Annotated in this window: 13 protein-coding genes; 3 read left to right on the forward strand and 10 right to left on the reverse strand. The window is 54.3% G+C overall.

Annotation, left to right across the window (positions count from 1 at the left end; translation table 11 throughout):
* Positions 1 to 14 precede the first annotated feature (14 nt).
* Complete coding sequence (locus RHJ31_RS07110; RefSeq protein WP_206201670.1) at positions 15 to 695, forward strand: C40 family peptidase; 681 nt, start codon at positions 15 to 17, stop codon at positions 693 to 695.
* On the opposite strand, the gene RHJ31_RS07115 is transcribed toward RHJ31_RS07110, so the two are convergent.
* The 5 genes from RHJ31_RS07115 to RHJ31_RS07135 all read right to left on the reverse strand — a co-directional run bounded on the left by RHJ31_RS07115 (position 692) and on the right by RHJ31_RS07135 (position 8,451).
* Complete coding sequence (locus RHJ31_RS07115; protein WP_206199783.1) at positions 692 to 1,855, reverse strand: GuaB3 family IMP dehydrogenase-related protein; 1,164 nt, start codon at positions 1,853 to 1,855, stop codon at positions 692 to 694. The genes RHJ31_RS07110 and RHJ31_RS07115 overlap by 4 nt on opposite strands.
* Positions 1,856 to 1,967: 112 nt before the next feature.
* On the reverse strand, positions 1,968 to 2,867 hold the full coding sequence (locus RHJ31_RS07120) for a hypothetical protein (protein WP_302676106.1): 900 nt from the start codon (positions 2,865 to 2,867) through the stop codon (positions 1,968 to 1,970).
* A 144-nt stretch (positions 2,868 to 3,011) separates the two neighbouring features.
* Positions 3,012 to 5,195 (reverse strand): glycine--tRNA ligase subunit beta, encoded by a 2,184-nt coding sequence (gene glyS / locus RHJ31_RS07125; RefSeq protein ID WP_302676107.1) that lies wholly within the window; start codon positions 5,193 to 5,195, stop codon positions 3,012 to 3,014.
* A gap of 12 nt (positions 5,196 to 5,207) precedes the next feature.
* The gene (locus tag RHJ31_RS07130) at positions 5,208 to 7,355 is read right to left on the reverse strand and encodes a polyribonucleotide nucleotidyltransferase (RefSeq protein ID WP_302676108.1); all 2,148 of its coding nucleotides are present in this window, start codon (positions 7,353 to 7,355) and stop codon (positions 5,208 to 5,210) included.
* A gap of 70 nt (positions 7,356 to 7,425) precedes the next feature.
* Entirely contained in the window at positions 7,426 to 8,451 is a 1,026-nt protein-coding gene (locus RHJ31_RS07135; RefSeq protein WP_302676110.1) for a hypothetical protein, read from the reverse strand.
* 200 nt (positions 8,452 to 8,651) lie between these two features.
* Between RHJ31_RS07135 and RHJ31_RS07140 the strand changes: the two genes are divergently transcribed.
* Together RHJ31_RS07140 and menA are read left to right on the forward strand one after the other, a co-directional pair.
* The gene (locus tag RHJ31_RS07140; RefSeq protein WP_302676111.1) at positions 8,652 to 9,041 is read left to right on the forward strand and encodes a hypothetical protein; all 390 of its coding nucleotides are present in this window, start codon (positions 8,652 to 8,654) and stop codon (positions 9,039 to 9,041) included.
* Positions 9,042 to 9,074: 33 nt separating this feature from the next.
* Positions 9,075 to 9,971: a 2-carboxy-1,4-naphthoquinone phytyltransferase gene (menA, locus tag RHJ31_RS07145; protein ID WP_302677801.1), complete on the forward strand. Its 897-nt coding sequence runs from the start codon at positions 9,075 to 9,077 to the stop codon at positions 9,969 to 9,971.
* Here the strand turns inward: menA and RHJ31_RS07150 are convergent.
* From RHJ31_RS07150 to metE, 5 genes are all read right to left on the reverse strand, one after another.
* Positions 9,959 to 10,225 (reverse strand): DUF5340 domain-containing protein, encoded by a 267-nt coding sequence (locus RHJ31_RS07150; RefSeq protein ID WP_206199789.1) that lies wholly within the window; start codon positions 10,223 to 10,225, stop codon positions 9,959 to 9,961. The genes menA and RHJ31_RS07150 overlap by 13 nt on opposite strands.
* 44 nt (positions 10,226 to 10,269) lie before the next feature.
* The gene (locus RHJ31_RS07155) at positions 10,270 to 10,776 is read right to left on the reverse strand and encodes a GNAT family N-acetyltransferase (protein ID WP_225901709.1); all 507 of its coding nucleotides are present in this window, start codon (positions 10,774 to 10,776) and stop codon (positions 10,270 to 10,272) included.
* Between the two features lie 171 nt (positions 10,777 to 10,947).
* The gene (locus RHJ31_RS07160) at positions 10,948 to 11,604 is read right to left on the reverse strand and encodes an NAD(P)H-dependent oxidoreductase (RefSeq protein WP_302676112.1); all 657 of its coding nucleotides are present in this window, start codon (positions 11,602 to 11,604) and stop codon (positions 10,948 to 10,950) included.
* Positions 11,605 to 11,732: 128 nt separating this feature from the next.
* Positions 11,733 to 11,885, reverse strand: a complete 153-nt coding sequence (locus RHJ31_RS07165; protein ID WP_255521535.1) for a His/Gly/Thr/Pro-type tRNA ligase C-terminal domain-containing protein — start codon at positions 11,883 to 11,885, stop codon at positions 11,733 to 11,735.
* Between the two features lie 253 nt (positions 11,886 to 12,138).
* Entirely contained in the window at positions 12,139 to 14,391 is a 2,253-nt protein-coding gene (metE, locus tag RHJ31_RS07170) for a 5-methyltetrahydropteroyltriglutamate--homocysteine S-methyltransferase (RefSeq protein WP_302676114.1), read from the reverse strand.
* Between the last annotated feature and the right edge of the window lie 72 nt (positions 14,392 to 14,463).

Raw genomic sequence — 14,463 nt, forward strand, 5'->3', positions numbered from 1 at the left:
CGTCTTTGGAGGCGATGCAACTTCATCAACTGACGGCAACCGTCAACCTCTACGACGCCCCCACGGGCGATCGCTTGGCGACCCAAGGGGCAGCAGGACGCTTGCTCTGGGCACCTGCTTTGGGGGCTGAACGTACCTACGTGCAACTTGCTGAGGATGAATACTGGGGCTGGCTGGATCCACAGGATTACCGCCATCTCACACCCGCCACTCAGTCCTATCAACCCATTGCCCGCGATCGCGCCTACATCGAGGCTGTCCTTGAAGAGGTGATTGCCTTTTGCTGCGCGGCACAGCAGGTTCCCCATGAATATCTCTGGGGCGGAACCGTTGCTCCCAACTACGACTGTTCTGGCTTGATGCAGGCCAGTTTTGCCAGTCAAGGCATTTGGCTGCCCCGTGATGCTTATCAGCAGGAGGCCTTTGCCACGCCCCTAGGGAGCAACTCCATTGAGGAAACCTTACCCCAGCTTCAGCGGGGTGATCTGGTGTTTTTCGGTACGCGTGAAAAGGCGACCCATGTGGGTCTCTATCTGGGGCAGGGACAGTATATCCATAGCTCTGGCAAAGAATATGGCCGCAATGGCATTGGCATTGATACCCTCTACCCCAGTGAAGATCCCGTCAGCATCGCCTATCAGCAGCAGTTTCGCGGCGGTGGCCGCATTGACTATAGCTATCTGCCCCTAGGCTAGCGCCCCATCCCCAGTTTTTGCGCTTTTTGATAGACCTTGCCTTCCGTGAGCAGGGAAGGAGCAATGACAATCTCCACCTGCTGCATTTCCCGCAGATCCTTGGCGCCAAGGGTGCCCATGCTGGTTTGCAATGCCCCAAGAAAGTTGTGGGTACCATCATCCAACTGAGCCGGTCCCCGCAGAATCTGCTCAAGGGTGCCAGTGGTGCCGACATGAATGCGCGTCCCCCGAGGCAGCACCGGACTAGGCGTGGCCATCCCCCAGTGATAACCGCGACCGGGGGCTTCTTTGGCACGGGCAAAGGGGGATCCCATCATCACCGCATCTGCGCCGCAGGCAATACACTTGCAGACATCGCCACCCGTGACAAGGCCCCCATCGGCAATCACAGGCACATAGCGTTGCGTCTCTTCAAAATAGGCATCCCGTGCCGCTGCACAGTCAGCGATCGCCGTGACCTGAGGCACCCCCACCCCAAGCACGCCCCGGGAAGTACAGGCTGCCCCCGGCCCAATCCCCACCAGAATCGCTGCTGCACCACAGTGCATGAGACTGAGGGCCACCTCATAGGTGACGCAATTCCCCAAAATGACGGGCATTGGCATCCGTTCACAAAAAGCAGCAAGATCGAGTGGTTCTGTCCCCTCAGGGGCAAGGTGAGCCGGTGAGACGACCGTGGCTTGGACAAAGAGCAAATCGGCCCCCGCCGCTGCCACAACATCGCCAAAACGACTAGCCCCCGCTGGGGTTAAACTGACGGCAGCAATCCCCCCTTGGGATTTGATTTCTTGAATGCGTTTTTCAATGAGGTGGGGCTGAATCGGCTGGGCATACAACTGCTGCATCAGGGGCACAAATTCATCAACACTGACGCTGGCAATGCGCTCAAGAATCGGTGCTGGATCTTCGTAGCGGGTTTGAATCCCCTCAAGGTTGAGGACGCCCAGTGCCCCCATTTGGCTGAGTTTGACGGCCATCGTAACATCCACGACCCCATCCATGGCACTGGCAATAATCGGAATTTCCCGTTCAATGGAACCAAGGCGCCAGCGGGTATCGGCCAGTTGGGGATCAAGAGTGCGGTTGCCGGGGACAAGGGCAATTTCATCAATACCGTAGGCGCGACGGGCGGTGCGATGTCCCCCTAGTTGAATCGTCATGGTGTTCCTCGCAGTAGGTGGGCTAAAGGATCAAGTACGGTGTCTAAGTTGTTGTTGACAGTGCAACAAATTTACAAAAATTTACAACACTTCGACAAGCCATGCCTTGGCGCTAGTTCAATGGGGGATTGGGCGATCGCCGAACCGGGCGAAAGGAGGTCGGACGCGGCGATGTGGGCGATGAACCGGGACGCTGAGGGCGCTGGGGACGGGCTGGCCGTGCCTTGGCTTTCTTGGGCTTCTTGATTTTGCGGGGGGGCAAAATACCCACCGTGGCTGCCTCCTGAACCACTAGACTTGTGCCCTGTCGCTGTACCTGAAAGTCCCAAAAGTATCCGGGTGACTTCATAGGCACGGTTCCTGTTAGTTTCAGTTTGAAAGCTTTGGGTTTCTCGCCCCGCCGACGCGGCAACTGTTGAATTTTAACGACGACAAAGTTCTTTTCTTGGGAGTTGAAGATCACTTCTCCGCGTACAGAAAAGTAGCCGTCATTGACGCCGGGATCCGCTGCTGCGGCATTGGCCTGTTGCAGGCGTTCCGGTTCCCATACACCCACAATTTGCAGGTGCAGTTTCACCGCTTCTTTGTCAACGTCGCGGGTGCGGGGATAGACCACCCAGAGGTGGGGTTCATTCAGGTCGAGATATTTTTTAATCAGGTTCATCACCTGCCCCAAGAGGACGGTTTCAATTTCCACGCCATCCTCGGTCATCATCACCCCGCGGTTGAACTCCTCCTCCGAAGCGGGTACATAGCGACCGCGCACAACCCCGATCGCCCGATATTGCATCCGTTCACTGGGGGGTGGGATCGGCTGAGGACGGGAAGGGAGATCTTCTTGCTCAGAAATCGCTTCTTCAGGAGCAGTATTGACCTTGGGCGGTGAGCTACCCGCTACCGCAACACCGAGAATTTCTGGGCGAGATTTGGTTTCTAACTCAGGGGAAGGCGTTGGCGGAGTCGCTGGGGTCTTCTTGGCGCGGGGGCGCTTGGCCGGGGGTTCAGCAGTCATGGCAATTCTCGCAAACAGTCTAAACACCAACTGAGCACCTGTTCAGATGAACAGGCCACGGCAATTCTCAATTGGGGTACTCTCAATTATGCGTTGCCGCTGTGAGCTAAGCAACACTTTTGTTCCTGCCAAAAGTTGTGAGAACTATGAGCTGGATGCAACGCTCTCGATTTGGACGATCGCCCCAAAATCGCCAATAATTGCCGCACAATTGCGCAATAGACCAAGGAGCGCTAAGCGATTGGCACGTACCGTTGCATCCTCGGCCATCACCAGTACACTTTCCTCGCCATCGAAGAAGCGACTGACAATCGGGGCAAGGGAGACTAAAGCAGCCACAATTTCCCCATAGGCACGCTGCCCCTGCGCCTGTTGCACCCTTGGCAAGAGGTCTTTGAGGGCGGCATAGAATTCCTTTTCAATGGGGGCTGCGAGGTGCTTGGCCTTGACGGCGCGGATATTCAGGCAGTCTGTCCCTAGGGTACCTTGGCGTGCCAAACGCGCGGCACGATTGACGGTGGGGTAAATGGCCATGAGTTCACCGGATTGGCGCAGTTTTTGCAGAAATTGGGCGCGATCGCGGGCATCCACCACATCCCTGAGGGCACGCGTCTGCAACTCCGCCTGATCCTCTGGAATGACGGCATTCACCAAGTCATACTCAATGCCGAGTTCTTCTTGCAGTAGGGTTCGCAGCCGTTGGCTAAAAAACTGCCGCAGTTGCTGCTCTAAGTCAGCGGCACTGAGCTTGGCGGCAAATTGGCGACAAAAGGCTTGGGCAGACTCCTGTAGCAGAGCGAGGAAATCCAAGTGATGTTCCCCCTGCCAGAGAATGGTGATCACGGCATTGGCAGCCCGCCGTAGGGCAAAGGGATCTGATGACCCCGTGGGACACAGGCCGATACCAAAAAGGCAGACAAGAGTATCCAAGCGATCGGCGAGTCCCACCACCTGACCCGTGAGACTTTGGGGCGGGCGATCGCCAGCAAAACGCGGCAGATAATGCTCAAAAATCCCCGTCGCCACCGCTGGCGCTTCCCCGGAGACCGTGGCATACACTTGCCCCATGTAGCCCTGCAGTTCCGGAAATTCCCCTACCATCTGCGTCACTAGATCCGCTTTGCACAGGCAGGCCGTGCGTTCAATGGCAGCAACGTCCGCAGCCGCACAATTTAAGGCGGTGGCAATTTGGCGAGCCAGCACAGTTAGCCGCTCCACTTTGTCGGCCATGGATCCCAATTCATCTTGGAAGGTAACCGTGGCTAGTTTGTCGCGGTAGTGCTCTAGGGGCTGTGCCGTATCCGCCTTGTAGAAGAACTCGGCATCCGCTAGGCGAGCACGAATCACCCGCTCATTCCCAGCACGAATCAAGGGGGTGGCCGCCGGGTCGCCATTGCTAATCGTGATGAATACAGGGAGCAGCGCTTGGCGAGTGGCATCGGTGTACACGGGAAAATACCGCTGATGGGACACCAATACGGTGGTAATCACCTCAAGGGGCAGGGCAAGAAACCGCGCTTCAAAACTTCCCAAAACCGCCGTTGGCCATTCCACGAGGTGGGTGACTTCCTCCAAAAGGGGCACCTCTAAATCCACCCATCCCCCCGCTTCCGCAGCAAGGGCAGCAATTTGCTCGCGAATCCGTTGCTGGCGAACCTCTGGATCCACCAAGACTCCCGCCGTTTCAAGGGCAGCTTCATAGTCTTGGGCATGCTTGAGGACAATAGCCCCTTGAGAAAGGACGCGATGGCCATAGGTGGTGCGATCGCTGGCAATGCGCACGGAATGGCTCTCCAAGACCAAGGGCAGCACCTGATCCTCCCACAGCAGCACTAGCCACCGAATGGGACGCGAAAACCGCAAATCCCCATCCCCCCAGCGCATGAAGCGGGCACCCTCAAGGGCGGCAATCCACTGTGGTGCCAACTCGGTCAATCGTTGGGGCGTCGGTTGGCCGGGGCGAACTTGCTTGAGATAGACCACCTCCCCTTTTTCCGTGGGACGGATTTCAATTTCCTCAAGACGACCTTGGCGCGATCGCAAGAACCCCAATAGGGCAGGGGTAGGTTCCCCCTCGCGAAAGGCCACGCTGGCCGCTGGCCCTTTGATTTCAATTGCTTGATCGGGTTGCTGGGGCGGTAACCCCTCAATCAGTACCGCTAAGCGGCGCGGGGTTGCCCAGACTTTGACTTCCCCCTCCAGTCCCTGTTCCTTGAGGGTTTGGGGAATCAGGGTATGCCACTGGCGCAGGGCACTACTGACAAAGCGGGCGGGGAGATCCTCGGTTCCCACCTCTAGGAGGAACGTATGCGGTGATGACTTGGGCATGGTGACCATGGGCTAGATAACGGAGCTACTGCGGGCGGCTTCGGCCTCGTCGGGATGAATACCAAGGCGGGTCAAGTTAATGCGACCTTTGCTGTCCACCTCACGGATTTTGACGACAATTTCATCGCCAATTTTCACTTCGTCCTCGACTTTGCCAACGCGATATTCCGCCAACTGGGAAATGTGGATCATCCCCTCCTTGCCGGGGAGAAACTCGACAAAAGCGCCAATGGGAATAATCCGCGTCACCTTGCCCAGATAGACATCACCGGCGTTGAGCTTTCGCGTCAGACCCTCAATGGCCGCCCGTGCTTGCTTGGCGTTGGTTTCATTGGGGGCAGTAATGGTGACCAGCCCTTCTTCACTAATATCCACCTTGACGTTGTATTGCTCGGAGATACCGCGCACGGTTTTACCACCGGGACCAATGACAAGGCCAATCATATCGGGGGGAATTTGCAACGTCAGCAGTCGTGGCGCACTGGGGGGCAGTTGTGGACGGGGTTTGTCCAGCACCGCCAGCATTTTCTCAAGGATATGGAGCCGTGCCGGACGTGCCTGTTCGATCGCCTGCTTGATCACGGCAACGGGCAAGCCAGTAATTTTCATATCCATTTGCAGGGCGGTAATACCGCTATCGGTGCCGGCTACCTTGAAGTCCATGTCGCCAAGGAAGTCTTCAATCCCCTGAATGTCGGTGAGGATGCGCACCTCATTGCCCTCCTTGATCAGCCCCATGGCCGCCCCACTGACGGGTTTACGGATCGGTACCCCGGCATCCATCAAGGAGAGGGTGGAACCACAAACGGATCCCATGGAGGTAGAACCATCGGAAGAGAGCACCTCCGACACGACGCGAATCACATAGGGAAACTCCTCTTTGGGAGGAATGACCGGTTCGAGGGCACGCTCGGCGAGGGCACCATGGCCAATTTCCCGCCGCCCAGGCGATCGCAGGGGTTTGACTTCACCCACAGAGTAGGGGGGAAAGTTGTAGTGGTGCAGATAACGTTTGCTGTCCTCCGGATGCAGATCATCGAGGGCTTGGGCATCGGCAGGAGAACCGAGGGTGGTCACAGACATCACCTGCGTCAAGCCGCGATTAAAGAGGGCACTACCATGAACCCGCTCTGGCAGAACCCCCACCTCACACCAAATGGGACGCACTTCATCGAGACGGCGGCCATCCACTCGCACCCCTTTTTCAATAATTTGCTGCCGCATGAGTTTCTTCGTCACGGCCTTAAAGAGATTGGGCAGGGCTTTCGGGTTTTCCGCTGCCGCCACTGCGACCGGGTGATCCGCTGGCAGGGCAGCAATTTCTTGGGCGATCGCCCCTTGCACCTCATCGAGGGCAGCATCGCGAACATTTTTGTCCTTTTCAAAGCGTTTGAGAATGGCTTTGACCGGTTCAACAGCGCGATCGTAGATGAAGTTTTCCAAGGTGGGGTCGATCGCCGGCGGTTCCGCGTGGACAATGTCAATGCCCAATTCCTTGAGGAGATCCCGCTGCGCTTGAATCAGGTCTTGGATCACCTCATAGCCAAAGTCAATGGCTTCAATCATGTCGGCTTCGGGCAGCTCATTGGCACCGGCCTCCACCATCACCACGCCATCGGGAGAGCCGGCCACGACCAGATCTAAGCCACCGCGCTCAATTTCTTTGTAGGTGGGGTTGATAATAAACTCATCCCCCACAAGGCCCACCCGCACTGCTGCCATTGGACCATTAAAGGGAATTTGCGCCAAAAGAACAGCGATCGAGGCTCCCGTTACCGCCAATACATCGGGGGGAACATTTTCATCCAAGGAAACCGTCGTGGCTACTACTTGCAGATCATCGCGCAACCATTGGGGAAAGAGGGGGCGCAGCGGCCGGTCAATCAGGCGACCAATGAGAATCGCTTTTTCGGGGGGGCGACCCTCACGCCGTAAAAAACCGCCGGGAATCCGCCCAGCGGCATAGAGGCGCTCTTCGTAATCCACCACAAGGGGTAAAAAATCAATGCCTTCGCGAGCGGCGGCACGATTCGCCGTCACGAGTACAGCCGTTTCTCCCGAACTAATGAGAATGGAACCGGCAGCTTGGGGGGCAAATTTTTGCAATACTACCTTAATATCCCGCCCATCTAGGGGGATAATCTTTTCTAGACCCTTCATTGGCGTTCTATTTTTTCCTTCTTCCTATTTCTTTCTCTCTACTAGGATAGCCGCTTCTGCCACTCATCCGCTAAAGTTCAAGGATCAGCCGTGTGCCCCCAAGGACGGCAAGACTGGGGGTGGCTGTCCAGCTTTGGGTTAATAAAATTTGTATCAGTTCTGCCGATCGCCGGCTGCTGGGGCTGTCCTGTAACCCCAAATAGAAACTGGCAGAGTGGTGGCTATCTTGACCGAGCACTTTCAACAGATCATCAGCGTAGTGAATGGCTTTTTCCATCTGGGTTTGCAAGTTAGTCCACAGATCGACATTGCGAAGATTGCTCAGGGTTTCGGCCACCACATCTTGACGGTGTTGAATTAGGATGGTTCGCGGCTGTAGCTCTGGCGGTAAATCCGCAAAGAAAATGGCCGGGCCATAGCCAATGAGATGAACCATCTCCATCCATTTCGTTTGTGGCAGCAGCAATTGGCGGACAATGTGGCAGGCAAGGGCAGTAATAATTAACCCTTGACTATGGGCGACAAGGTACAATTCGGCTCCCGCTTGTAACCCCTTGACGATTTCATAGGCCAACCGCAGGGTGGGACGCGGCGCGCCGGCTGGAAAGGCACCGTAGAGATACTGGACAAAATCCCCCCAGCCTAATTTTTGTAGGAACGAGAGGTCAAGGAGTTTCGTTAAGTCAGCGGTGCTATTGATATCGAGGGGGCGCTGTTGCAGTTGGCTCGGTTGGGCGATCGCTAGAATATCGGCATCATCGGCAAGGTCTTTGCTCACCAGTTGGCTAAGGAGTTTGGCATACTCATAGCGGCGATCTTTGCTGGGGTCTGGGGCTGGGGTCTGGAGCCAAAAACGGTAGAGTTCTGCCTTACCGAGGAAACTTTCCAAGAGATCCGCTTGGAAGCCATGGGTCTGATTGTGAATGCCCCGAATTTCTAAAGGATAAGTCGCTGTGAGTTCGGCAAGGCGGTTCAAATCCCGCCGTTGCTTGGCAGCATCGCTCCCTATCCCATTCACATGGAGTAAACGCCGCCGTAGGGGGACGCTCAGGGGGTTGCCGGGCAAAATAATCGTACCGTCTAGGGGAGAGGTCATAGGGAATTTGGAAAGTCTAATGAGAGAATTTGGTGAAACGCAATAAAAGGCGGCTAAATTGTGATCATCGTCACAGTCATTCTATCGGGGGATGGGTCATACTAAATAGTGACTCAGTACTATCCGAGTCATCAACAGGGAACACACAACGAGCCGACAGACTGTAGGTAAGTTTGTCGGTTTTTTTTAGAATTTCAGGCATGCCCCACAAAAAGATCACGGTTCGTTTAGATGCTGAACTCTATGGCCAACTCCAACGCTGGCAAGTCCAGCAGGGATGCGGTTCCCTTAGTAAGGCAATTCGTAAAATTTTGCAACAATCTCTTCAGCCGACGGAGATGGCCTGTCCCACAGTTTTGCAGCGACTGAGTGCCCTAGAACAGCAAGTGGCCGCCCTTGAACGCCGACTGTGTCCGCCTCAACCCACTATCGAAACGCTGACGATCGCGGAGCTAGAGCGGCTGACTCGCCCACAACTGGTGGCCTTAGCGCGGGACTTGGGCATCTATAGCTATAAGCTGAATAATCCAGCGTTGCGGCAGGCCATTTGGGCAGCGAAACAAGCGATCTATGGACAGGAGCGGCAATGATATGCTGACGAAGGTGACTCAAGTATGGGTGAGATGGCTAGTCCGTCAGAATCGATAGATCGCTCCCGTTTGTGGTGGGCGGCGATTAAACTGCCCATGTACAGTGTGGCAGTGATGCCCATTTGGTTGGGCACGGCGGTGGCGATCGCCGAAACGGGAAGGGTGCACTGGTGGCCTTTTGGGTTGTTTCTGACAGCGGCAGTGCTGATTTTGGTTTGGCTGAATCTCAGTAATGATGTGTTTGATGCCGAAACGGGGATCGATCGCCACAAGTACCATTCGGTCGTCAATCTCACGGGCAAAAAGCAACTCATCTTCTGGCTGAGCAACCTCTGCTTACTCTTGGGGCTACTGGGGATTGCGGCCATTAGTTGGTTGCAACAGGATGCAACGGTTTTAGGGTTGGTATTGCTCTGCTGTGCCCTAGGCTATAGCTACCAAGGCCCGCCCTTTCGTTTGGGCTATTTGGGCTTGGGGGAGCCGATTTGTTTTATCTGCTTTGGACCTTTGGCGATCGCTGCTGCCTACTATAGCCAAGTGCAAACCTTTAGCCCTAGTATTTGGCCAGTGGCTATCCTCAATGGTCTAACGACAACACTGATTCTTTTTTGCTCCCACTTTCACCAAGTGGCCGATGATCTAGCCGCTGGCAAACGTTCGCCGGTCGTGCGCTTAGGGACGGCTCGCAGTGCTCAACTGGTCTATGGTGCCTGTGGTCTTTTTTATGGGGTGTTGCTGGCCAGTGTCGCATGGGGAATCCTGCCATGGCTAACACTGCTGGCTTTGAGTTCACTGCCTTGGGCGATTTATTTGTGCCAGCGGATGGCGCAATTTCACAGTGTCCCTGAGCAGATCAAGAACTCGAAATTTATTGCGGTGCAACTGCATTTTTGGAGTAGCTTGCTCTTGGGATTGGGTTACTTGCTCTGAGCTGGGGGGCGATCGCGATTCAGCGACCATTGGTACTCCACACTGCCACCTCTCAATTGCCATTCCTCCTCAAACTGCTTTTGCAGCCGCAGGGCTTTGCGCAGATGAATGACCGCACTATGGAGTTGCTGGTAACCACTGGAGTGGGGAGGGAGGGCGGGCAACGAGACCTGTTCCAAAATTTGCAGCGCTAACTCGTAATGGATGTGGGCAGGAACAGGAATCTCATCTGAGGGGGCAGAAGAAAGAGTCACCAGGGCAGACACCTCCAAGGAACGACTATCTAGATTTCCGCTTTCTAGCGGCGGCGGGGACGGCGATAGGTCAACCGCTCGGAGCGATCGCGCTCGTAGGCAATCAGCCGGCCATAGATTTCGTGCTTGGTTAAGTTTAACGAAAAAAAGACATGCCGCCGCGGATTGCCAAAGCCCTTACGGGTAAAAAACTTCACTGCGGGCGTGTTGGCCGGATCGGTATCCACCAGCATAAATCGCGCCCCCTCCTCAATCATGCGTTCAATGAGCTTATCTACGAGCTTGTCGGCAATCCCCCGCCGTTGATACTGCGGATGTACCCCCAGCCAGTTAATGTAGCCATAGACCCAAGGGGCTTTGCTAATAATTGTGCCTAAGATAAACCCTGCCACTTGCGAGTCGGCTTCGGCCACCAGACAGTATTCGGGATCGGTGTTGTAGAAACCAATAACCTCCCACTCATCCCAGATGCGATACAGCGAGGGATACAGATCACTGGTGAAGAGTTCCTCACCAAGGTGAAATACAGGGGCAATGTCGTCAATGCCCATCTCGCGAATAATAATGTTGGTGGGTTCAGAGCGCTCTTCTTCTTTGGCGGGAACGATTTCTAAATCAACTAAATTGTGGTCAATGGGATCATCGGTGTGCAAAGACATACAAACGTTTGTACCGAGCTATTTCTAGCTTAGCCTATGTCCAGCGGGGTCAATTCGTGAACCTTAGCGCACTTCCACAACTGCCTCTAGGGGATAGCGTACCTTGGGCAAAGTCGCATAGTTGTCATCGGCCGCTCGATAGCCCGCTGCACATAGAACGACGGCATGATAATCTTGGGCAGGTAGACCGAGAAGGCGATCATATTCTTGGGGCAAGAAACCCTCCATCGGGCAGGTGTCAATGCCCAGCAGCGCCGCCGTCACCATAAACTGACCCAAAGCAATATAGACTTGGCGGGTTGACCATTCATCAACATTGAGGGGGTAGGGGGGTGACTGCAAAAAGCCCTTGACCAAGTCCCCATACTTTTGCAGATTTTCCACTGCGGTTTGGTGGACTTCCGCTTGCCGTGCAAGGTAGCGATCGACGTCCGTAGCATTGAGATTGGTTTTAATGGCAAATACCACTAAGTGGGAGGCATCCACCACCTGCCGTTGATTCCAAGTGTGGGGGAGCAGGGCTTGGCGTAGCGCAGGCGTCTCAATGACGTAAAACTTCCACGGTTGCAGGCCAAAGGAAGAAGGAGCCAGTACCAGACTTTGTAGAAGTGTTTGCCACAGATCCGCAGGAATTTTGCGATTGGGGTCAAATTTCTTCGTGGCGTAGCGCCATTGCAGTTGTTGCAAAACCGTTGTTGGTGAAATCGGTGTTTCAGTCATTCTGTTCCCTAGAGAATTGATTAGAGCGATTACCCAAAGGGTACGCTACGCGATCGCGAGAACCACTCGCCGCTCATTTTGACAAACTATTAAAGGTGAGGTCAACTGCCCTGTAGATCAATTGCCCACTATTGCCACTGAATATCAGCATCAATCGCAGTCATGGCAGAGGTGAGTTTTTCAACCAGTTCCTTAACAGGGAAAGCGCCGACATCTCCCGCTGCACGGGTGCGGATACTCACGGTCTCGCTTTCGACTTCCTTGGCACCCACAATGCCCATCACAGGAATTTTCTAGGTTTCAGCATTGCGGATTTGTTGACCTAGCGATCGCCCGTACGATCCACACTCATGCGGATGTCCCATCAGCCGAGGTCAGGTGCCCCTACCAATCATGGAGCAGGTCTTTAGGCATGGGGCAGCCTGCTTACAAGCATTGCCCCGCCAATCGCAGGAATGGAAACGCAGTTTTGAGTGGTGGAAAACTCCTGCGATTTTAAGGGGGCAACGGTGCGCTGGCAGCAACAACCGATCCTCAGTTGGTAAGACGAGCCCCTCGCAATTGCTGGGCGGCGGCCACCATGTTTTTCAGTGAGGGAATCACTTCCTCCCAGCGACGGGTTTTCAGACCGCAGTCTGGGTTAACCCAAATCTGGTCACTGGGTAGATGGGCGATCGCAGTCTCCAGCTGCTGCACCATCTGCTCAACAGTGGGAACTGCCGGACTATGAACATCATAAACACCATTGCCCACCTGCTGTTGATAGCCGGCATCAGTAATTTCAAACAGCGTTTCATTGTTACTGCGGCTATTTTCAATGGACAACACATCTGCATCTAGGCGCTCGATATGTTGAATAATGTCGCCAAACTCCGAATAGCACATGTGGGTATGAATTTGGGTTTCTGGCTTAGCCACACCAGCCGCCAACCGAAACGCATCGACGGCCCAAGCCAAGTACTCCTGCCAACGTTCCGGCTTGAGGGGTAATCCTTCCCGTAAAGCGGGTTCATCAATCTGGATAATCTTTGCCCCAGCAGCTTCTAAATCGGCCACTTCATCCCGTAGAGCCAAGGCAATCTGCATCGCCTGTTCGCTACGCGGAATATCGGTGCGGGTAAAAGACCAGTTAATCATTGTTACCGGCCCCGTCAGCATACCCTTGACGATTTTTTGTGTCAACGATTGCGCCACCTTAAACTCTCGCACCGTCATTGGCTCGGTTCGCGCTACATCCCCATAAATAATGGGTGGACGCACACAGCGACTGCCATAGCTTTGCACCCAGCCGTGTTCAGTAAAGGCAAAACCAGTGAGCTTCTGGCCAAAGAATTCCACCATGTCGGTGCGTTCAAACTCGCCATGCACCAATACATCTAGGCCAATTTCTTCCTGCAATCGAATGCATTTGGCAATTTCAGCATCAATTGCTGCTTGGTACTCAGCAAGGGTGATTTCTCCGCGCTTGAGCTTCACCCGCAATTGCCGCACTTCTGGGGTTTGCGGAAAAGAACCAATGGTAGTTGTCGGAAAGAGCGGTAAGGTGGGCTGCAGTTGGCGGCGTTGTTCATAGGGCATAGCCCGTTCCAGATCGTTGACGGTTAAATTGCGCAACCGCTGTTGTACCACTGGATTCACAGGCCTAAATTCCTTAAAGGCCTGCCACTGGGCTTCAATCTCTGCCAATTGGGGGTGCTGGGCAAGGGCTTTGGGACTCTCCTGCAGCGTCTGTGCCAATAGCACCACCTCATCCAACTTTTGTTCGGCAAAACTCAACACCCGCCGCAATGGCTCTGGTAACTTCACTTCTCGTGCTGCATCGTAGGGGACGAATTGTAAAGAGGCTGAGGGGTGCAACCGGATATTAGTTGTGATACCCTGAATCGCTGCTAAGGTTGACACGACAGGTTCTGGGCAAATTTTCCAAATGTTTCGGGCATCCACAATACCCACTCCCAGCTGTTTATCCCTTGGGAAACCATACTGCTGCAATAATGCCAAGTTCTGCCCACGGGTAAAATCTAGACTAATGCCGGCTACGGGCAACGTCACCACCCAAGGATAGGCAGCGCCGAGATCATCAAAGTAGGTCACTAGGTAAATCGGCAAGCCAACTTGACAGAGCGCATCAAATGTTGATTCATACAATTCCCTGAAGTTGTTGGTGTCCCCAAAAACCAAGGCAGGTTCGTGGATTTGTACCTCAACCACCCCTCGGTTCTTCAATTCAGCCAACAGGATAAGATAGCGCTCCACTAGGCAAGACAACGCTTCCTCTAGATTCATCTGCAGCCGACTCAGCCGTAGCAGGGTTAAAGGCCCTAGCACTATGGGAACGGCGCGATCGCCCAAGACCCTTTGGGCACGATCGATGATCCCCAGAAAATCACTAAAGTCCGCTGCCTGAAGAGGCTGACTCATTTCGGGGACCAAGTAGTGATAGTTGGTGTCAAACCATTTGGTCATCTCAAGAGCTGGAATCCCCTCTTTGCCACGAGCCATTGCAAAGTATTGCTCCAGCCCTGTCAAGGCTTGATACCGCTGTGGGATGAGACCGAGGCGGACACTCCAGTCAAGGACGGGATCGTAAAGACTGGTATCGCCAACGCCAATACGATCAATGCCAGCCTGCAGTTGCGTTTGCCAATTTGCCAATTCAATCTCTTGAACTGTTTGTGTTAAATTTTCTTGATTGTATTTGCCATTCCAAAAGGCTTCCAATGCCTTTTTCAGCTCACGATTTTTACCAATACGGGGGTAGCCCAGCGTTGCAGTCTGAATGATCATTGTTGTAGTACCCTGAGTTTTGACAGTTCTCTCAATAGACAAAGCAAGATGGCTGTTTTCAGCCCAACAGGC

It is taken from the genome of Thermosynechococcus sp. JY1331 (assembly GCF_031583475.1).
GTDB lineage: Bacteria > Cyanobacteriota > Cyanobacteriia > Thermosynechococcales > Thermosynechococcaceae > Thermosynechococcus.